Source organism: Neobacillus terrisolis (genome assembly GCF_051233475.1).
In the GTDB taxonomy this organism is placed as follows: Bacteria; Bacillota; Bacilli; order Bacillales; family Cytobacillaceae; genus Bacillus_BU.
The window spans coordinates 1-19,737 of sequence record NZ_JBKFGH010000017.1; the positions used below are offsets into that span (position 1 = coordinate 1).

At 39.3% G+C, this 19,737-nt stretch carries 20 protein-coding genes and 1 other annotated feature (1 of these 21 only partly in view); of the genes, 8 read left to right on the top strand and 12 right to left on the bottom strand.

From position 1 onward, the window contains the following. Positions 1-113 precede the first annotated feature (113 nt). Both ACI48O_RS11740 and ACI48O_RS11745 read left to right on the top strand, forming a co-directional pair. Entirely contained in the window at positions 114-869 is a 756-nt protein-coding gene (locus ACI48O_RS11740) for a DUF2087 domain-containing protein (RefSeq protein ID WP_435562002.1), read from the top strand. A 22-nt stretch (positions 870-891) separates the two neighbouring features. Then, positions 892-1,251 carry a GIY-YIG nuclease family protein gene (locus ACI48O_RS11745; RefSeq protein WP_435562003.1) on the top strand — a complete coding sequence of 120 codons (360 nt, stop codon included), beginning with the start codon at positions 892-894 and terminating at the stop codon, positions 1,249-1,251. A gap of 56 nt (positions 1,252-1,307) precedes the next feature. On the opposite strand, the gene ACI48O_RS11750 is transcribed toward ACI48O_RS11745, so the two are convergent. From ACI48O_RS11750 to ACI48O_RS11760, 3 genes are all read right to left on the bottom strand, one after another. Next, entirely contained in the window at positions 1,308-2,153 is an 846-nt protein-coding gene (locus ACI48O_RS11750) for a GNAT family N-acetyltransferase (protein ID WP_435562004.1), read from the bottom strand. A 36-nt stretch (positions 2,154-2,189) separates the two neighbouring features. Then, positions 2,190-3,326, bottom strand: coding sequence for an amidohydrolase (locus tag ACI48O_RS11755; RefSeq protein ID WP_435562005.1), 1,137 nt, complete (start codon positions 3,324-3,326; stop codon positions 2,190-2,192). 238 nt (positions 3,327-3,564) lie between these two features. Next, the gene (locus ACI48O_RS11760; protein WP_435562006.1) at positions 3,565-4,185 is read right to left on the bottom strand and encodes a hypothetical protein; all 621 of its coding nucleotides are present in this window, start codon (positions 4,183-4,185) and stop codon (positions 3,565-3,567) included. Positions 4,186-4,393: 208 nt separating this feature from the next. Between ACI48O_RS11760 and ACI48O_RS11765 the strand changes: the two genes are divergently transcribed. The 5 genes from ACI48O_RS11765 to ACI48O_RS11785 all read left to right on the top strand — a co-directional run bounded on the left by ACI48O_RS11765 (position 4,394) and on the right by ACI48O_RS11785 (position 8,333). After that, the gene (locus tag ACI48O_RS11765) at positions 4,394-4,948 is read left to right on the top strand and encodes a biotin transporter BioY (protein ID WP_435562007.1); all 555 of its coding nucleotides are present in this window, start codon (positions 4,394-4,396) and stop codon (positions 4,946-4,948) included. Positions 4,949-5,013: 65 nt separating this feature from the next. Then, a complete protein-coding gene (locus tag ACI48O_RS11770) occupies positions 5,014-6,483 on the top strand; it encodes an AMP-binding protein (RefSeq protein ID WP_435562008.1) in 1,470 nt (489 codons plus the stop codon). Next, positions 6,476-7,573, top strand: a complete 1,098-nt coding sequence (locus ACI48O_RS11775) for an acetyl-CoA C-acyltransferase (RefSeq protein WP_435562040.1) — start codon at positions 6,476-6,478, stop codon at positions 7,571-7,573. The genes ACI48O_RS11770 and ACI48O_RS11775 overlap by 8 nt, the downstream gene beginning before the upstream one ends. Next, on the top strand, positions 7,570-7,965 hold the full coding sequence (locus ACI48O_RS11780) for an FAS1-like dehydratase domain-containing protein (RefSeq protein ID WP_435562009.1): 396 nt from the start codon (positions 7,570-7,572) through the stop codon (positions 7,963-7,965). The genes ACI48O_RS11775 and ACI48O_RS11780 overlap by 4 nt, the downstream gene beginning before the upstream one ends. Next, complete coding sequence (locus ACI48O_RS11785) at positions 7,962-8,333, top strand: MaoC family dehydratase (protein ID WP_435562010.1); 372 nt, start codon at positions 7,962-7,964, stop codon at positions 8,331-8,333. The genes ACI48O_RS11780 and ACI48O_RS11785 overlap by 4 nt, the downstream gene beginning before the upstream one ends. A gap of 244 nt (positions 8,334-8,577) precedes the next feature. Here the strand turns inward: ACI48O_RS11785 and ACI48O_RS11790 are convergent, their stop codons facing one another. Continuing rightward, on the bottom strand, positions 8,578-9,006 hold the full coding sequence (locus tag ACI48O_RS11790) for a VOC family protein (protein ID WP_435562011.1): 429 nt from the start codon (positions 9,004-9,006) through the stop codon (positions 8,578-8,580). Between the two features lie 168 nt (positions 9,007-9,174). Between ACI48O_RS11790 and ACI48O_RS11795 the strand changes: the two genes are divergently transcribed. Continuing rightward, the gene (locus ACI48O_RS11795; protein ID WP_435562012.1) at positions 9,175-9,993 is read left to right on the top strand and encodes a hypothetical protein; all 819 of its coding nucleotides are present in this window, start codon (positions 9,175-9,177) and stop codon (positions 9,991-9,993) included. A 224-nt stretch (positions 9,994-10,217) separates the two neighbouring features. Here the strand turns inward: ACI48O_RS11795 and ACI48O_RS11800 are convergent, their stop codons facing one another. The 8 genes from ACI48O_RS11800 to ilvB form a co-directional block, all read right to left on the bottom strand. Beyond that, complete coding sequence (locus tag ACI48O_RS11800) at positions 10,218-11,018, bottom strand: enoyl-CoA hydratase-related protein (RefSeq protein ID WP_435562013.1); 801 nt, start codon at positions 11,016-11,018, stop codon at positions 10,218-10,220. 221 nt (positions 11,019-11,239) lie between these two features. Continuing rightward, positions 11,240-11,839 carry a polysaccharide deacetylase family protein gene (locus ACI48O_RS11805; protein WP_435562014.1) on the bottom strand — a complete coding sequence of 200 codons (600 nt, stop codon included), beginning with the start codon at positions 11,837-11,839 and terminating at the stop codon, positions 11,240-11,242. Between the two features lie 48 nt (positions 11,840-11,887). Beyond that, positions 11,888-12,895, bottom strand: coding sequence for a glycosyltransferase (locus ACI48O_RS11810; protein WP_435562015.1), 1,008 nt, complete (start codon positions 12,893-12,895; stop codon positions 11,888-11,890). Between the two features lie 806 nt (positions 12,896-13,701). Beyond that, the gene (recQ, locus tag ACI48O_RS11815) at positions 13,702-15,837 is read right to left on the bottom strand and encodes a DNA helicase RecQ (protein WP_435562016.1); all 2,136 of its coding nucleotides are present in this window, start codon (positions 15,835-15,837) and stop codon (positions 13,702-13,704) included. A gap of 202 nt (positions 15,838-16,039) precedes the next feature. Then, a complete protein-coding gene (locus tag ACI48O_RS11820; RefSeq protein ID WP_435562017.1) occupies positions 16,040-16,555 on the bottom strand; it encodes a DoxX family membrane protein in 516 nt (171 codons plus the stop codon). Positions 16,556-16,824: 269 nt separating this feature from the next. After that, positions 16,825-17,088 carry a hypothetical protein gene (locus ACI48O_RS11825; RefSeq protein ID WP_435562018.1) on the bottom strand — a complete coding sequence of 88 codons (264 nt, stop codon included), beginning with the start codon at positions 17,086-17,088 and terminating at the stop codon, positions 16,825-16,827. Between the two features lie 105 nt (positions 17,089-17,193). Continuing rightward, positions 17,194-17,676, bottom strand: a complete 483-nt coding sequence (gene ilvN, locus ACI48O_RS11830; RefSeq protein WP_435562019.1) for an acetolactate synthase small subunit — start codon at positions 17,674-17,676, stop codon at positions 17,194-17,196. Between the two features lie 5 nt (positions 17,677-17,681). Further along, positions 17,682-19,418 (bottom strand): biosynthetic-type acetolactate synthase large subunit, encoded by a 1,737-nt coding sequence (gene ilvB, locus ACI48O_RS11835; protein ID WP_435562020.1) that lies wholly within the window; start codon positions 19,416-19,418, stop codon positions 17,682-17,684. A 77-nt stretch (positions 19,419-19,495) separates the two neighbouring features. After that, positions 19,496-19,737: a binding site (T-box leader), on the bottom strand (it continues 30 nt past the right edge of the window).

The following is a 19,737-nucleotide window of genomic DNA, read 5'->3' on the forward strand; positions in this document are numbered from 1 at the left end:
GAGCTTTTATTAAAGAAAAATAAACAAACGTTTTCACAATACGTTTGCGTTATTGACAACAAAGATATAAAATGTTTGTATATAAACAAACAAAACAAGGAAGTGTTTGTATTATGCAAATATCCGAATTATTTTGGAATGCATCATTGGAAGAACTTAAACGTGGTTTTATTGAAGAAACAGACGATTATATCTGTTTAATATGTGGAAATAGAATTGAAAAAGGGATTATTTATCCCGAATCTGGTGTTTTATATGAAGCAGAAAAGTTTATGCGTGTTCATATCAACAAGGAGCATCAGTCTGTTTTTGAATACCTAATCGGACTTAATAAAAAACTGACCGGACTAACAGACCACCAAAATCGGTTACTTCAACTTTTTTATCAAGGTAAAAGCGATGCCGAAGTTAAACATGAACTAGGTATAGGCAGTGCTTCAACCATTCGGAATCATCGTTTCGTTTTAAAAGAAAAAGAACGTCAAGCTAAGCTTTTTTTAGCGTTAATGGATTTGCTAAAGGAAAAGGATCAGCATGCACCTGCCTTCCTCTCCCCTCACAAAACAGCTCGAATGGTAGATGATCGTTATAACATAACCCAAGAAGAAAAAGACGACTTGCTTGCCAAATTTTTCCCTGAGGGCCTAGATGGGCCGTTAAAATCCTTTCCATCAAAACAAAAGCAGAAGCTCGTTATACTGCATGAAATCACGAATCGCTTTGAAAAGGGTCGTACGTACACTGAAAAAGAGGTCAATCATATTTTAATTCCTATCCACCATGATTACGTTCATTTAAGAAGGTATTTGATTGAATATGGATTTTTGGATCGAAAAGCGGATGGAAGCGAGTATTGGCTGAAGAAATAACATTTCAAGAAGGAGAAGGAAAATGGATCGAAAAAAAGAACTAAAACAGCAATATAAAGAAACAAAAATCGAAGCAGGTGTTTACCAAATAAAAAATACGCGGAACGGTAAGATTTATCTCGGAAGCACAAAAAACTTTAAAACATTAAATGGAAAAAAATTTATGTTAGAAACTGGCGGTGAGCGAAACCAACAACTCCAAAAGGAATGGAACGAATTTGGAAAAGATGCGTTCATAATAGAAATTTTAGAGGTGTTAGAACAAAAGGAAACCGGTTATTTTGATTTAAAGCGTGAGCTAGAAAAACTGGAAGAAAAGTGGATGAACACACTGCAGCCATACGGAGAAAGAGGCTATCATAATCCAAAACGAGCTGAATAACGGAAAAACCGCCCTTAATTAGGGCGGTATAATGCTTATATCTTGCTGAATTTTATTCACACCTTACTTGATGGTGTTTTTGAGAGCACATAGAAATGGACCGGGCATTCAGTGTTTATGTTCTTTTTAAAACCAGTAACCTTCCATCCCCGCTCAAAATAGTCGGTAAAAATCTGTCTTGTCTTCATTCGCCAATCGATTGCTACATCAAGGTTTGTGCTTCGGATTTGACGATAATTTTTTGGAATGGCCACTAAAACTGGTTTATGAATTTGCGGAGCGGTATCCCGAATTAAAGATATAATCGGCACTCCTTCTCGACCTACCTTCCACTGTACAACAGAGCTCTCTACAGCTTCTTCCATACTCCAGCCCTCCACGCTAACATTATCAGTTAAATCACGGCGTATGTACCATTCGACTAGAAAACGATCGGTCGGAATTCCCTTGTTCAAGAGATCTTCCATTTCACCATAACAATTTGGGATGTATGTTCCAGAGACGGCGCCGAGCTTACCAATATTTAAATACCCATTTATACTTTCCAAAGGATCGTAAGTCCAAGTAATCAGTGAATACCCATACTTGAGCGCTTCCTCTCGTTGAGCCCATTTTAACTTCTCCCCTATTCCTTTATTGCGAAACTCAGGATCGGTCCCCAACACATGAGAACAAAGATAAGCAGTTTTTCCATTAAATCCAGGGAAGCTGTATTGAAAGGCAATAAGCGTTCCCTGAACGAAAGCACCTAGTACCATTCCCCCATTTTTCACGGCAGTTAACGTTTGGTGTGTTGGAATGGAGTCCTCCTTGCCCCAGATTTTCGATTCAAGCTGGCGTACCTCCTCCAGCTCATCCACTTTAGTAAGAATACGAATGTCAATTTCTTCAACTAATTTCATGGGAACCCCTCCCTCAGCAAAAAAGTACAACAAGTATCATGAATCCAAATCAGATGCTAACAAAACGGCTTTCGTTAAAATTTTCGTTCCATATATAAGTGCATCCAATTGAAATTTCATTTCAGGGTGGTGCAAACCTGGCGATAAACCACAGCCTAATCCAACCATTGTCGCCTGTAAATTTGCAGTTTTAGAAGTATAGAAATGGAAATCCTCTCCGCCTTGTGATATACACAAAGGAACCAAATTTTCTTCTCCGAGAATTTCTGTAATGGCAGCCGCGGCAATGTTTATTGCTTCACTGTTTTTAATCGCAGCCGGAACAAAGTCATTTAGAGACCATGAAATCTTCGCTCCCGTTATATTCATAATTTCCTCAAAGATCAACTTGACTTGATTCTGCAGTTCATTCATTACTTCATTTGTTTGTGCCCTTACATCTAATGAGAAGTTAGCTTTTTCCGGAATAACGTTGGAAGCCTCATTATGAGTTTGTAACTGGGTCATTTTAATCGAATAAGGAATCTTTGTGTCCAGTTTGATCTGTTTTATTTTTTCAACAATTAAAGAAGCTGCTTCGATTGCATTAATACCATCTTGCGGACGTGCAGCATGGGCCTGTAAGCCTTTGATTGTTCCTCGTATTGAACCCGCTGATCCATGAATAATCACAGGTGAAGCTTTCAAATAAGGAACCTCGAATTGAGGACGAACATGTATCCCAAATAAATAAACAACATTTTTAAGTGCACCTTCTTTTATCATTTGTAGCGCACCTTCACCCTTTTCTTCAGCAGGTTGAAAAATAAATCGGATAGTATGCTTGGGCACTATTCCTGAAGTGGCTATTGCCAATGCTGTATATAAAACCATAGTACTATGGCCATCATGTCCACAGGAATGGTTCGCCTGTACGATTCCGCCAACCTCTTGAACTAAAGCATCTAGATCCGCCCTTAATGCAACAACTTGTTCCATTTCACCTGGTATTTCAGCTACTATCCCAAAATGATTTGAAAATGTTTTTACCTTCAAGCCCGCTTTCGTTAAGTGTTCAATTATATAAGCAGATGTATTTTTTTCTTGCCAGCTTGGTTCAGCTAATGCATGAAGTTCTTGAAATGTCTTTAACAGACTCTCTCTATTCTTATCAATATATAGAAACGGATTCATGTTATCCTCCTTACCTCTTTGTCTGACATTACATAGCTCCTAGTGTATACAGCTTTATAGTACCGGACGTTTATTGATTATTGTGATAGTGAATAGTTATGTATCGGAATACATTAAAATACAACTAAGTAATTATTATACTTTGTTAATATATTATTTTAAATTAAAAATTGAAACCTTTTTGATAGAAATATTGTTACGTTTTTCTTGAAAGGGACGGGCTTCCCCCTTTGTTTGATTAATTCTTATTCTTTTTATTTATAGGATTTCGCGGAAAGTCTAGCCGTAAAGGAAGTGGAGGAAAAAACTGAGAATTTAAGACGGTATTTCCTGGCTGTGGAATATACTTATCGTCTAACCCGTTGCTGCTAATTAATAGATTGATAGGATTCTCAACACTGATTCGAACCTCATAACAAGGGTTTGAATGCAAAACTTGTGCTTGAGGGAAATCTGCTAACACAGTAAGCTGCGTTTGCGGAGGAATTTGAAAAAACAGCGGTTCCATTATGACCTCATGATCATCCACTTCTTCTGAAGGATGAATCGTTGGGTCGAACGAAAGAAGCCCCTCTTCTTCCGGTCTTTCATAACCTAAATCACTGGGGTCGAGTAATTCACCACTTAGCAGAACGGATTTTCCTAATTCTTCAGGCGGAGAAGTTGTCCAATCTTTGATTTCAACGATTACATCTTTTGTAAGCTTATTATCTAAATTTAATATATTTACCGAAATGATTTCCGTTTCAGGAGTAGCTTCAACGGGTCCTGAACTCAATATAATTCCAGAAACATGACTTGGAACCTTTTCGTTCTTTGAGGAGTGCTGGTCCTTAGAATTGCGTTTTTCTTTAGCCAAACAACTACACCTCTTTCATCTAATTATTATATTTATATTCACATTTGAATCCTGTTGTTAAGGTAAAGGTCCAAATGAAGCCGAATTTATTATTTCGTTTGGTTAACCAAAAATAAAAATATGTTGACATATGATATTATCCCCTACTAAAATAATGATTGAGAAAAATAGTTTAAATTATCTATATAATAATGAATGGAGATTTGTTATGAAAATCAAGGACATTACTTACATTGCTTTATTTGCAGCTGTAATGGGAGCGCTCGGCCTAGTTCCACCCATTATGCTGTCCTTCACCCCTGTGCCGATTACACTTCAAACATTAGGAGTTCTCTTGGCAGGAGGTATATTAGGAGCTCGTCTTGGAGCTTGGAGTTTAAGCGTATTCTTACTACTTGTTGCTGCCGGAATGCCACTTTTATCTGGAGGCCGAGGTGGAATTGGAGTTTTTGTAGGGCCAAGTGCCGGATATTTATTTGCCTATCCTATTACTGCTTTTGTAATCGGCTTTATCATTCAGCGCATCAAAACATTAAATTTAAGAAACATTTTGCTGACAAATTTAACCGTAGGGATTTTCTTACTCTATTTGATCGGTATTCCTGTCCAAGCTTTTGTCATGAACATTCCTGTTTTGGAGGCAATAAAGTTAAGCCTTGTCTATATCCCTGGGGATGTGATCAAAGCTTCACTTGCTTCTTACTTAGTCTTTAGATTGAAAAAACACTCTGTGTTTAAACAAAATTTATCAAAAGCTTCCTAAAGAGACACTTTGATGTGTCTCTTTTGCGTAATTTCAACCAATATTCTATCGAAAGGAGAATACCGTTGGCAGCCATTTCCGATACATACGAAAAACATGCAATCGTATTTCCAGATAAAATTGCAATACAAACACGAAATCAAACAATAAACTATTCCGATTGGTACAAGCTAATCAAGCAAACCGCTACTTGGCTTAATTCATTAAATGTTGCAAATAAAACGGTAGGGATCTATCTCCCAAATGGCATCCCTTTTTTACAGCTTTTTACCGGTGCAGCAGCTGCCGGCTGGACTGCTGTTCTGTTTGATACAAAATGGAAGGAAGCTGAAATTAAAGAGAGATTGTCAGTAGCTCTCCCTTCAATTTTTATCACCACTAGAAAGCTCGCGGGCAAAGTTGGCCCTTTTGTTCCTACGATCATCATTTGGGAGGAATGTGCGGAATTCATTAATCAAGCTGAATATCATCGTTCACCTGAAATAGACGGGCATTTACCTTTTTATATGGGCTTTACCTCAGGAACAACAGGAGCGCCGAAGGCTTTCATACGTTCGCATGATTCATGGCTTGCAAGCTTTGATTGTAATCGAAATAATTTTCAAATGGATGAAACAGAGAATGTACTTATTCCTGGAGGGCTTGTTCACTCACATTTCCTTTATGGGACCATTAGTACCTTGTATTTGGGCGGAACAGTATTTTTACTAGAAAAGTTTTCTGCTGAGTTAGCCTTAGAAATAATAAATGAACAACCGATTTCTACCGTATTTGTCGTTCCGACGATGGTTCAAGCGTTTCTAAAAATAGATGGAACGATCAATAAACCTATTAAAATGATTTCCTCCGGCGCTAAATGGGAGGTAAATTCAAAACAAAAGATCCAAACCAAATTTTTGAATTTAATCATGTATGAGTTTTATGGTGCAAGTGAACTTAGTTTTGTCACGTTTTTATCGCATCAAGAAAATCACTTGAAACCAGGTTCGGTTGGAAAACCTTGCTGGAATGTTGAGCTTCAAATTCGTAATAGGGATAACAAACTTGCGGCTCCAAATGAGATTGGAAAAATATTTGTACGAAGCACAATGGTATTTATGGGCTATCTAAACACCAACACGAGGACGGTTCGAACCATTCACGACCAAGCTGGCTGGATAACGGTCGATGATATGGGGTATTTAGATGAGGATGGTTATCTTTATATCGCTGGCCGAGAGAACAATATGATTTTATACGGTGGCATCAATGTGTTCCCTGAAGAAATCGAGAAAGTCCTTTCTTCACATCCTGCAGTTGAAGAAGTGGCTGTAATTGGTCTTCCCAATCCATATTGGGGACAAATAATTACGGCTGTTGTCACTGGTACTGTCAATAAAGTCGATTTGATTCGATTATGTAAGGAAACGTTATCCTCCTTTAAAATTCCTCGCAGGTGGTATTTCTTAAATGAGATGCCCTATACGACCAGCGGAAAAATCGCACGTGCCAAGTTAAAGGAAGAATTAGAAAGTAAGGTGATTTGTCATTCATAGTGCAGTCATTGTTCAAGCAAAACGTACACCCATTGGAAAAATGAATGGAATGCTCCGCAGTTGGGAAGCACATCAGCTTGCTGCACCTATTCTGCAGGTCCTTGGCAGTGAAGTAGAAGGAATTCTTGATGAAGTTATTCTAGGAAATGTCGTGGGACCTGGCGGTAATGTGGCACGTGTTGCTGCGTTAGAAGCAGGCTTACCCATGTCAATAACGGGTATCACTCTAGACCGTCAATGCAGTGCCGGATTAGAAGCGATTCGTATGGCTTGTTACTTTATCCAAGGTGGTGCTGGAAAATGCTACATCGCTGGTGGAGTAGAAAGCACAAGCACCTCCCCTTTACCGAAACGTGCACGCTTTTCTCCTGAAAAAATCGGAGACCCTGATATGGGAGTTGCAGCAGAATATGTAGCTGAAAAATATGGAATCACAAAGATGGAGCAGGATGAATACGCCCAAATTAGCTTTAACCGCAGTTGGTCCGCCTATGATAATGGACAATTCAAGCAAGAAATTATCCCTGTTGCCGAGAAGGATCACGATGAGGAATTTCTTAGACGCAGAAATATAGAAGCACTCCTAAAACGAGCCAAGCCGATATTCATAAAAGAAACAGGGACAGTTACAGCTGTAAACAGCTGTGGGATAAATGATGGAGCTTGTGCGGTAGTTGTCATGGACGAAGTGTTGGCAAAGCAACATCGATATCAACCCGTTTTACGGTTTGTAGACAGCAGCGTATCGGGGGTACACCCTAATTTCCCCGGAATCTCTCCCGTTCAAGCAATCCAATCATTGTTGTTAAAAAACAGCTTAACGATTGCTGATATTGATCTTTTCGAAATTAATGAAGCATTTGCTTCCAAAATAGTAGCCTGTTCACAGCAGCTCTCTATTCCGCTGGATAAGCTAAACGTTTCAGGCGGAGCATTGACGATGGGCCATCCATATGGAGCTTCCGGGGCAATCCTAGTCACGCGCTTATTCTATGAGGTTCAAAGAAAGCAAAATATCAAATACGTTGTGGCTGCTGTCGGGAGTGGCGGAGGAATTGGCTTGGCAATGTTGTTTGAGGTGATAAGATGAGAACGAAGGATTATACCATCATCTTTCGGGAAGGTGATGTAAGGCAATTTATAAAGGTTATCGATGATCGAAATCCCATTTATGAGTCGATTGCGACAGCCCAATCGTATGATTATACAACGATTCCGCTCCCACCGACCATGCCGATGATCGCTTATAAGTGGATTGACATCCCGTGGACGTTGACAGATCCTATTATTCATCGGACCCAGAATTGCAGATTACACAGCATTATGTATATTGACGAACCCTATACTGCTAATGTTTCGATATCTTATCGAACGAGGCGTGAAGATCAATGCCTCGTTAAACAAACTCTTTTAATTAAGGATCGTGACGGTAACATATGTTTTGAGGGGATTTCCCAGCTAATGGCAGGTGGACTAATTTGAAAACAATCGGGTTTCTTGTAACCGAAAAGGATATAGAAGGATATGCAGGTGTTTCGGGTGATTACAACCCGATTCATTTTGAACTTAAGGATGCCCAACAACACGGATTTCCAGATCGAATTGCTCATGGTATGCTGACAATGGGAAAAGTCTGGAGTGTTTTATCATGGAATATACTTTCTCCAACTGATCACCCTATTAAATATGATATAAAATTTTTAGCACCTGTTTTCGTCGGTGATGTCGTTACCCTTAATGTAACGAATACTGAAAATAGCACGATTACCATTGAAGGGAATTGTGCTGGTAAACCGGTGATTACTGGAACAGTTGTTTTAAAAAATTGCAGTGTTAAGGAACATTGTTGATTTTTGAGCAATCTGTTGATTGGAGCGGAAGGTGCGAGACTCCTGCGGGAGAAGGTGTCATGGGAGACCCCACAGGCGCTAAAGCGCCGAGGAGGCTCCCAGACTCCCCCGCGGAAAGGGAGCACCTGTAGCGGAAATCAACAGACAAATTTAACAAAGCCTAAGAAATTAAAGGAGAGAAGCATGTTTGCCTCTCTCCTCCTCGACAATCCTCTGTAAATAAATAAGAGCAGCCTGCTGCTTTTTACATTCCTGTTTCGTCACTTTCATGGCTAAACTGCCATGCAACTCCGAACTTGTCCGTTAACATGCCATAGCACTTGCTCCAGAATGTTTCTTGAAGCTCCATGCCAACCTTACCGCCTTCTTTCAATTTGTTGAAGGCTGTTTTTAATTCGTCAACGTCTTTCGTAATAACTGTAACACTAACATTGTTTCCTACTGTATAAGGTGATCCGGGATAAGTATCTGAAGCCATCACATTGCTACCACTAATCGTTACTCTTGAATGCATAACCAGGTTTTTTGCTTCATCAGGAAGTTGGAAATCAGGATTTGGCGGTGCTTCACCAAAGGACATTATTTCCGGTTTCGCTGAACCAAAGGCCTCCGCATAAAACTCCATCGCTTCCCGACAATTTCCATTAAACGTTAAATAAACCTCTACTGCCATTACCATCACTCCTTATAAAATAATCAACACTATCTCAATATTACCAAATTCATCATATTAAAAACCATGTAATACAAAATTAGACAAAATGACTAAAAAACCGCGAGTGACAGTACGGTTGAAATGAAATAAAATATAGAAAAGTCTAACAGTTTAGGAGAGTTGTGGATGGAAATATTTTCTTTAAGTGGTCCTAGTGGAACGGGAAAAAGTACGAGCGCTCTCTCATTTGCTCACAAACATAAGATTCCAGCCATCATCGATGATGGTTTATTAATATTTAATGGTAAAAAAATTGCCGGAACTTCGGCAAAATTTGAGAAGAATCCACTGACAGCTGTAAAAAGGGCCACATTCTTTGACGAGGATCACGTTAAGGAAGTTCAAATGGCCATTAACAATTACTACATAGATAGAATTTTAATTATCGGGACATCAGATAAAATGACACGCTTAATTGCGAGCCGCCTACAGCTAGGCGATATTAACCATTATTATTACGTTGAAGACATCCGTTCCTCAAGTGAAATTAAGCTCGCTCAATTTATCAGAAGAACAGAAGGAAAGCATATAATTCCTATTCCATATAAACAGGTGGATCAAAACTTCTTTAAAAAGCTAATCCAACGAGGTGTTGAAATCTTTTCACCCAAAAAAGAACGAATTGGAGAAAATACCATCGTTCACCCGGACTTCCACCGAGGCGCCATCAAAATCCACAAAAAGGTTTTTAGAAATATCGTTGAAATCATCTGCTCCGAATATAAAACAATTGATGAATGCAAGTCTGTTGAATTAAGTTTAGAAGGGTTACCCATTTTAAAAGCAAGTATTACGATAAAATACCCGATCCGCAGTAATTTAATCGAACTGATCGAGAACCTGCAAAAGGATATTCGCTTCCACTTTCTAAAAAACTTAAATATTGAACTTTACTCTATTAACCTAACCATTTATCTTGCCAAAAAAACGGAAAGCTCAGTCTAAAATGAGCTTTCCGTTTTTTATTTTTTATGTAACTAGAGATTTTAACGATGTAGATAACTATTCACAGTCAGACTTGTCCAGCTCCAGCCCCCAGCTCCTAGTGGACTTCGCCCACCTCCCTACGATAAGTCAACATCGAATCGCTATCGCTCTTCGTGTTTCCTTTATCTCAGTCGATGTCCTCCAGTCCATACGGAGCTACCCGGGCGCTTGCGCTTTTGTTCCTATTCAATCGTTCTACGCGAGAATTGCGGTGGCCGCTTCTCAACAAACGCGGCTACTCCTTCTGGGAAATCCTGTGCATCAACAAATGGAGTCGAGCCATTCCAAAGTACAGGCGCACTATTAATGCACTCATTAACCGATTTTTTCACAGCAAGCAAGGACGCCGGTGACATGGATGCCACTAATTTCCCCATTTTGAAAGCGTAGCGATCGAGTTCTGCCTCAGCTACCAAATAATTTAACATTCCTAGTGCATATGCCTCTTCTGCTTTCAAAATCCGCCCTAAATATACGAGTTCTTTTGTAACACTCGGTCCAACTAAATCAACAATTCTCTTAGCAAATTTATTGTTTAACGTGATCCCTAACTTCCCAACAGGAATGCCTAATCTAGCCTTCTCAGAACCAATCCGTAAATCACAGGCCAGCGCTAACTCAAGCCCTGCCCCCATTGCCGGTCCATTAATCACTCCTATAGTTGGCAATGGTAGTCCTTCGATGGTTGAAATCGCCTTTTCCATTGACACAAACGCATTTTCTGATTCTTCAAGAGTCATTTCATGAAACTCTTGAATATCTGAACCTGCCGTAAATTGTTCTCCCGCACCCCTTAAAAGCAGCACTCTATTTTTAGGATTTTCTAAAACCTGCTGACCTATTTCGGCTAGTTGATTCCACATATTTGCAGTTAAAGCATTTCGTTTTTGAGGTCGGTGTATGGTTATAATGGCAAGCCCTGCTGCTTCCTGCAGCGTAATTTTAGCCTGTTCCTCCGTCATTCTCTTGATTCCTACACGCATTCTTTCCCGCTCCCTTTTGTTCATTTTTTGAAAATTGAGTACCTATTTAAACAAAATTAGCAGTTTTCGCTCCTAATCGACAATAATAGATAGAATTTTCCGTATATAGGTATTATAGCATACTGTTCTATAACACTATTGGTGAAAAATAAAAAAATTCAATCTTTTCAAATTAATACTATACATAAACTAATCCCTCACGATAATGCTGAGATTGGTTGTTATGTTAATGTTGTAAGTTTAAACCCCTTACATCTTATCTTATCTATTAATTGTGATAGGATGGAGACGGTCTGAGGAAGCTCATGCAAAAGGATGACTGAACCGGGTTTTATATTGTTGAGAACATTGTCCACAATGACAAAAGGCTCATTTCGATGGTTCCAATCAAAAGAAGAAATGTCCCACATGACAGGAAATAAGTTCAATTCCTTCAAAATCGACAGTGTATCTTCATTATATTGTCCAAATGGAGGTCTAAAGTATTTTACCTGTCTTCGGGTGACGCTTTCTAGAATTTCTATACTTGTTTTGATCTGCTTAAATTGTTCTGTGGTGTTCAGTGTTGTTAGATTAACATGCTTATGGGCATGTGACCCAAGAGTATGCCCCTCATGAAAGAGGCGCTGCCAAGGTCTTTTCCCATAGAGTAACCTCGACTGCCAAAAGAAAACAGCTGGCGCATTTTTTGCTTTTAAAATATCAAGAATTTGGACCGTCTGTCGTCCTGGACCGTCATCGAATGTTAGAACCACGCTTTTTTCCTCTCGGCCCTCCCCTTGTAAATTTGTTATCCATCGTTCATCCTTTAGATCGTACACGACCTCTTCAGTTACAACTCAAGGATTTCTCAACACCCTCACCTCTGCTCATTTATCTCCGATTACTTGATATACTGACAGATAACGTTGGATTTCCTCATCAAGACGATGATTTTGACGTATGAAGGAGACCGCAGTATCTGTTATATCACGGAGTCTAACTTTATCCTCTAGAACGGTTTTCAGTTTACTTGTAAATTCTTCAGGTGTAGAGTAAAGAATTCCATTTGCCCCATCATGAACAATACTTTCATTACCACCATTTCGTCTCGCCGCGACAAGACAGCCTAACTCCATTGCTTCCAAAAGTGTTGAAGCCTGCCCTTCGCTAATTGAAGTGTTAATCACCACATCTGCCCACTGATAAAGTGATTTCATTCCTTCCAACGGGACATTTTCCAAAAAGGTAATCCAAGGATGTTTTTGCTGATATTGGAGCAACTCTTCGTAAACGGGCGGTTCAATCACAATTCCTGCGACAATAAATTGTAAGTCAGGATAGGATTTACGAAGTTGGATGATCTCTTTCATTACATAAAATATATCTTTCACTCGCCTTAACCCCGATGGCAGTAATATATTAGGATACCCTTTTTTTAATTGTGCTGTTACATCGATTTCGTTTTCTGGAAACCAGACACTCTGCGGAATGATTCTTATATAAGGATGATCACAGCACCTTTTTAATTTGATTGCTCCGTCCTCTGTAAAGACAGTTATTGCTGCTGCCTGTGTGAGAAATTGTTTGTAAGTTGGATCATTTTTTACCTCAAGTAAATCATGATTAACATCTGTCCCACCATTTGTTAGAATATAGGGTTTTCTTAATTTAAACCCTACCTTATTCATCCATCTTGAAAATCTGGATATATGCAGGATATGAAAAACTTCGTAATCGCTGAACGTTTTTAATAAGTCGTCAGTATACTCTTCTTCCTCATACGCAAAAACGAGAACGTTCATTCCCTTCATTCTCAATCCCGATACGATCCGCTTTGCCGTTGTAGAATTCCCGCGACTCTGGTGATAGTAGGGGGTAAAAAATACAATTTTCATTTATAAATCTAATCCTTTTTTTATTTTTGCTGTAATCGTACCATACAAGACATGTCAATTTCTTTTTGTATGCTTGAAGTAAGAGATTTTGTCTAAATAAGTCAGAAAATTTTAAATAATTATCGGATTGTGTTAAAATATGGATATAGAAATGCAAGGGGGATCGAATGATGAAAAAAATGATCTTAATCATACTGTTCCTAATTAATGGTTTCTATTACTTCTATTATATTTTTAATTTTGGAAGTCCTGCATTAATCAACCATATTTGGACATTAATTTTCGTAACTGGCATCATTATATCATCTTACTATCTTTATCGTTACATAAGAAAAACCAGTTATATGCTATATTTATCACTAGCAGTCTTTATTATGAGCATAACCTCCTTAGGTGCTTTTGGATTTAGACAACTGATCGATGGTTTCTTTTAAAGAAAGCTGTGTTAAAGCTCAGTGTTGATTTTTTACACAATGTTGATTAGAGGGGAAGGTGCTTGACTCCTGCGGGAGCAGCGGGACAGTTGAGACCCCACAGGAGCTTTAGCTCCGAGGAGAAGGAAAAGTGGAAGCGGCTTGCCCAGGGGCGACAGGCATAAGACGATCCGTCAAGAAGGTCGTTCTTTGACCTTCTTAACGGATTGGCTTATGACCCCGAGCCCATAGCCGCTGTAGCTAGACAGGCTCAACGCCCGCCCCGCGGAAAGCAAGCTCCTCTCGCTGCAATCAACATTCACGTTTAACACAGACTTAAAGAAAAAACCTCTACTTTAAGGAATTACTAACAAGCCTTAAAGTAGAGGTTTTTTAGTGTTCTTTTAAAAAGAAGTAAGCGCGGAGCATAAAATAGGTTACCTCATCCGGAAGCTGTTCCTTTATGGGTTTCAATTTTTCCGTTCCCGCAGTTTCGATCGCCGCTTCTATTAACGGACGGTATTCCGCTGGAAGTTCTTTATCCCAATCGATCAAGTGGCCTTCCTCTCCGCTTTTTATAAGATGGGATTGGATGGTGATCTGTGAAAGCTCCCGATCCTTTGCAATTTCCGCAATGGACATTCCCGATCTATGAAGCTCGTAACTGACAAGATGAGAGGGGGGTGCTTCAGCATCCTTCTGCTTTCGTTTAGGTTTATGATTTTTTTTCTCATTAACTTGAATGCTTACCACGCTTTCCCGCTCTGGATTTCTTTCACAAAAAGAGCGTATCGCTTGGATGAAATCTAATCCATACTTCTCTAATTTCCGAGTCCCTACCCCTTTTATATTAGCAAATTCAGAGCTTGTTTTAGGAAGCTTTACACACATATCTTGTAAACTGGTATCTGCAAAAATAACAAACGGCGGCACCTGTTCTTGTTCTGCAAAACGCTTCCGTAACTCACGAAGCTCTTCGAAAAGTGGGTCAGCCTTTGAAATGGTTTTGGCTTGGATCTCCTCTTTCCTTGTTACGATTTGAAGTCCTGTAAGAACATCTCTCCCCTTTGATGTAACGAAAATCGTTGGAAACTGACCGTTTTCAACCCCCACTACATCTTCGGTAATTAAATAATCAATAAATTCGTTAACGTCTTTGGCGCTTTTATCTTTCAGCATTCCGTATGTGGTTAATTTATCAAAATGAAATTGCGCTATCGTTTTACTTTTAGAACCTGTCAAGACTTTCGCAACAGCCGCTTTCCCGAATCGCTGACCCATTCGGACGATACATGAAAGGACAATTTGCGCCTCCTTCGTTACATCAACAGCCTGTCTCGTATCAGTACAATTGCTACATCGACCGCAGTCACCAGCTGTCGCCTCGTTAAAATACTCGACAATCCATGTCTGAAGACAGTTCTCAGTATGACAATAACCGACCATTTGGTGTAGTTTCGATAACTCCATTGGAATTCGGTCACGATCCGAAGTTTGATCAATTAAAAACCGGTGTATTTGTGTATCACCAGGTCCATACAATAGGATACACGTGCTATCAAGGCCATCACGTCCAGCTCTCCCAGCCTCTTGATAATAACTTTCCATATTTCTTGGCATTTGATAATGAATGACATAACGTACATTCGATTTATCAATCCCCATCCCAAACGCCGATGTTGCAACCATTACCGTTTTTTCATCCTGTAAAAAGGCGTTTTGCTGTTCTCTCCTTTCACTATCAGATAGTCCAGCATGATAACGAGCCACATTTACCTTTGCCTTAGTAAGTGCTTGGAATAACTGGTCCACCGTTTTACGGGTTGAAGCATAAATGATGCCTGATTCATGTTCATTTTTACTAACATAATCAAGTAAAAATCGATCGCGGTCCTGCCCTTTTACAACCGAAAAAGTGAGATTGCTCCGTTCAAAACTTGTAACCACTTCCTTACCGATATGGAGAGACTGGCAAATGTCTTGGCGAACCTGCGAGGTAGCAGTTGCAGTTAATGCAAGAATTATAGGCTTTGTTTGAATATGGTTTAATATGCTTGAAATATACATATAGCTTGGCCGAAAATCATGGCCCCATTGCGAAATACAGTGAGCCTCATCTACCGCGATAAGCGGTATTTCAATCCTGCCCAGTTCCTGTAAGAACTGACCAGACTCCAGTCGTTCCGGTGAAATATAAAGAAGCTTATATTCTCCATTTCTAGCAAGCATCATCCGTTTCTCAATTTCCGAAGCTGGCAAACTACTATTAATATAGGTTGCCGCAATTCCTAGTTGCTGGAGGGTATCAACTTGATCCTTCATTAAGGAAATAAGTGGTGAGATGACAATCGTTGTTCCAGGAAAAACAAGTGCGGGGACCTGATAGCAGAGAGATTTCCCTCCACCAGTCGGCATAACACAAAGTGTATTTTCCTTTTTGAAGACATGTTCTAGGGTGGAAATTTGACCGGGGCGGAATTGGTCATAACCAAAGTGGGTTTTTAGAATAATAGTAGCCTCTTGAAACAAGTTTGGTTCCTCCTTTTTTTGACTAGGAGACTAGTGATTTATTTTCTATTATACAAGTAGCGCGAGGGCTTTTGAACACTATCCGTCGATTGTTTTTTCATTAGGAGGTTTATTAGCCCGGTATAGAAATGGAGAAATCGATTATTTTGCACAAAAAAACCCTTTGAGCTTCGATAACTCAGAGGGTTTTTTTATCGGATGATTATGCGGCTTTTTTACCTGTATCCAGTGCTTGTTTGAAAACAGTCTTTCTAATGAACGGAATTACCCAGCGGTCTAATCCGTATTTTCCAGCATTAAAACCTGCGAACAAAATGATAAATCCTAAGAAAATATCTGTTGGGTTGTGTGAAACTGTTCCAGCTAGGAAGAATGAAAAGTTCATCACTAAACCAAAGAACATCGCTGCAGTTGTTAAACAACCAAGGAGAAGTCCTAAACCAATCAAAAATTCTCCAATTGGAACGATCGTGTTAAAAAGATCTACATTCGGGATTGCAAAATTTTCTAAGAATGATACATACCAGCCATATACTATAGACCCATCTGGACCTTTAACTGGGTTCGCTACAGCTCCTTGTAAAAATCCAGTCGCATCAAATCCTCCACTTGATAACTTTCCATATCCCGCAGTTAACCATGAATACCCTAAATATAAGCGAAGGACTGTTAAGATCCCTGCTGCAATTTTGTTTTCTCTTAAGAAATTTACTACCATTTTAAATCTCTTCCTTTCAAATATATTGAATTAAGTATTTCTGAATTCAATATACCAAAAGTAACGTGTGAATAGTGTATAGCGAAGGTTCGTTCACATAGTGTTAATAAAAAATTGAATGATTTGTGAATAAATGGCATGTGTCGGTTGAAAAACGTTCATATTTGTGATTATTTAATAAGTTTACATATCTCCCATTCCGTTTTTATAAAAAAAGGAACCACTCCTGTAATGGATATGGCTCCTCATAAATGTATTTAAATTTATAATTATCCTTTTCTTTTCATGAAAAATGCGAGCCCAAAAATCAAAATCGGTAAAAGGATAAATAATTTTGTGTATCCTGGTTGTGTATAAAGGATAAACGCCGGAACTAATAACGCTAAGCCGCTAATGAAGACAGCTTTCCACGATTGGCGAAATAACCCCCAAAGGAAGAACAAAGCTCCCGCAATAATAAACCCCCATACAATCGTACCAACTAGGAAAAAACCTAAATCCCACACATTAAAACCTAATAAGAAGAATTCCATTTTGATCCCCCATTGTTGTTAAGTGGTACTGGCATTAGTTCTGGAAAAGGTTTATTTTTAAAAGTTTATATATGTTAAGTTTATTTTTAAAACAGATTAATATGTTTAAAATTCCTTTTCCATCGCCATTACTCCGGTTCGGGATAATTCTTTTAAACCATACGGAATAAGTTGCTCCACCATTTTATTAATGGTGCTGCTTTCGCCCACTGCTTGAATAATCATCGTTCTTGAACCATTATCAACTACAGTCCCCTTGAACCCTTCAATAATCTCGAGTAATTTACTATTCCAGCTTGTTTCCTTGTTAACTTTCAAAAGTGCTAGTTCACGTGTAACAATTCGTTCTGGGTTAATGAGTTTTGCTTTGTATACTTCGATCAACTTTAATAGTTGATTTAAAATTTGCTCCATTAAGTTGTCATCGCCAGACGTTACAATATTAATTCTTGATAACCCTTCTTCTTCAGTAGCGCCCACGGTAATACTATCCATATTAAAGCCTCGCCGAGTAAACAGACTTGTTATTCTTTGCATAACACCTGGATGATCTTTTACCAAAAGCATGATTGTTTTCTGATTTTCCATAACTTTTACCCCTCCATCATCATTTCGCTAATTGGATTCCCTGGCAACACCATCGGAAAGACATTCTCGTTTTTTGAAACAACGAAGTCGATTAATACCGGACCATCTGTTTCTAATGCTTCCTTCCATACTTGGTGAGCCTCTTCTTTTGATTGCGCTCGAAGCCCCTTCACTCCATAAGCCTTAGCAAGCTGGACAAAGTCGGGATTGCCTGTTAAATCGATATGGCTGTATCGCTCATCATAAATGATTTCCTGCCATTGTCGAACCATGCCCAACGCCTGATTATTAATAATCACAATTTTTAATGGAAGCTTATGAATGGCGCAAATGGCTAGCTCCTGGGCACACATCTGAATACCGCCATCCCCATTAATTGAAATTACCAAACGATCCGGATTCCCCATTTGCGCTCCAATAGCGGAAGGCAAGCCGAATCCCATAGTCCCTAGACCTCCAGATGTGATTAATGATCGAGGATGATTAAACTGATAAAACTGAGCGGCCCACATTTGATGCTGACCAACATCTGTAGTAATAATGGCATCCCCATTGGTTGTTTCATGAATCATTTCAATCAAGTACTGTGGCTTTAATACCTTCTCATCATCTTGATATTTCAAAGGATAAGTCAGTTTGTTTTCGTTAATTTGCTCGATCCATGCAGCCGATTTCGCTGGTTTTGCTGATTGGTTCGCTATTGAAAGAACTAATTTTATATCACCGATCAAAGGAATATCGGTTGCTACGTTTTTCCCTACCTCGGCGGGGTCAATGTCGATGTGGGCAATTTTCGCCTTTGGGGCAAAGCCTCCTAAATCCATCGTTACACGATCATCAAAGCGAGCACCAATACTAATTAACAAATCACTATTTTGGATAGCGGTATTAGCTGCATATGTTCCGTGCATTCCCGGCATCCCCACCCAAAGACCATGAGAGCTCGGAAAGCCGCCAAGTCCCAAAAGAGTGGTTGCAACAGGTATTTGTGTTGTATTGATAAATTCCAAAAGTTCTTCTTGTGCACCAGAATGAACTACACCTGCTCCTGCCAAAATAAGTGGGCGTTCAGCCTTCTCAATTGCTTGCAAAAGCTTTTCGATTTGCTGACTGTCAGGGGTTATTCCAGGATTATAGCCACGAATTTGAATTTCTTCAGGATAGATAAACGTCGTTTTATTTGCCGATACATCCTTAGGAATATCAATCAATACAGGCCCTTTTCTTCCTGTAGAAGCAATATAAAAAGCCTCACGAATAACTGTAGCTAAGTCCTCAACATTTCGAACCTGATAGCTGTGTTTCGTAATTGGCATTGTGATTCCATAAATATCAGCCTCTTGAAACGCATCTGAACCGATCAAATTTGTCGCAACATTACCGGTTATAATGACTAACGGTACAGAATCCATATGGGCAGTTGCAATGCCGGTAATAAGATTTGTTGCTCCTGGTCCTGAAGTGGCAATACACACCCCTACCTTACCGGTAGATCTCGCATATCCATCTGCTGCATGTATCGCACCTTGCTCATGGCGGGTTAATAGGTGCTTAAAATCCTCATTCCCATGCATCGCATCATAAATATTCAATACTGTCCCCCCAGGATAGCCAAACACACAATCTACTCCCTCTAATAATAAGGAACGGAGCAGAATCTCTGAACCTGATAAATTATCACGGGTTAATAATCTTTCTCGTAAATCATTTTTTTGTTCTGTTGCTACATTTTGAGCACTCATATAAATCCCCCTTCAAATTGTAAACTGATTTTTTTATAAATAAAAAACCTCTTTCACCCCAACACACACATCGCATGTATCGGGGTGAAAGAGGTTATCTTCCACGGTACCACCCTAATTTTGTTATATGCCTTACAGCATATAACCTCAGTAGGTCTCAAACATTAGAAACCCTAAGCACAATAACGAGTGCCATTCCGGTCCTCCATACTTGGTAAAAAAAAGTACTACCTTTCAGGAAAACAGCTCAGAGGTGACTTCGTCATTGGGATTAAGGCAAAGGTTTCAGCCAGTCCTTTGCTCTCTGTGCATAAGAGCC

Bases quoted from the DNA above. Each gene is read 5' to 3' on its own strand.
- ACI48O_RS11740 (WP_435562002.1), top strand. From the start codon at position 114: ATGCAAATATCCGAATTATTTTGGAATGCATCATTGGAAGAACTTAAA.
- ACI48O_RS11745 (WP_435562003.1), top strand. From the start codon at position 892: ATGGATCGAAAAAAAGAACTAAAACAGCAATATAAAGAAACAAAAATC.
- ACI48O_RS11750 (WP_435562004.1), bottom strand. From the start codon at position 2,153: ATGAAATTAGTTGAAGAAATTGACATTCGTATTCTTACTAAAGTGGAT.
- ACI48O_RS11755 (WP_435562005.1), bottom strand. From the start codon at position 3,326: ATGAATCCGTTTCTATATATTGATAAGAATAGAGAGAGTCTGTTAAAG.
- ACI48O_RS11765 (WP_435562007.1), top strand. From the start codon at position 4,394: ATGAAAATCAAGGACATTACTTACATTGCTTTATTTGCAGCTGTAATG.
- ACI48O_RS11780 (WP_435562009.1), top strand. From the start codon at position 7,570: ATGAGAACGAAGGATTATACCATCATCTTTCGGGAAGGTGATGTAAGG.
- ACI48O_RS11790 (WP_435562011.1), bottom strand. From the start codon at position 9,006: ATGGCAGTAGAGGTTTATTTAACGTTTAATGGAAATTGTCGGGAAGCG.
- ACI48O_RS11795 (WP_435562012.1), top strand. From the start codon at position 9,175: ATGGAAATATTTTCTTTAAGTGGTCCTAGTGGAACGGGAAAAAGTACG.
- ACI48O_RS11800 (WP_435562013.1), bottom strand. From the start codon at position 11,018: ATGCGTGTAGGAATCAAGAGAATGACGGAGGAACAGGCTAAAATTACG.
- ACI48O_RS11810 (WP_435562015.1), bottom strand. From the start codon at position 12,895: ATGAAAATTGTATTTTTTACCCCCTACTATCACCAGAGTCGCGGGAAT.
- ACI48O_RS11820 (WP_435562017.1), bottom strand. From the start codon at position 16,555: ATGGTAGTAAATTTCTTAAGAGAAAACAAAATTGCAGCAGGGATCTTA.
- ACI48O_RS11825 (WP_435562018.1), bottom strand. From the start codon at position 17,088: ATGGAATTCTTCTTATTAGGTTTTAATGTGTGGGATTTAGGTTTTTTC.
- ilvN (WP_435562019.1), bottom strand. From the start codon at position 17,676: ATGGAAAATCAGAAAACAATCATGCTTTTGGTAAAAGATCATCCAGGT.
- ilvB (WP_435562020.1), bottom strand. From the start codon at position 19,418: ATGAGTGCTCAAAATGTAGCAACAGAACAAAAAAATGATTTACGAGAA.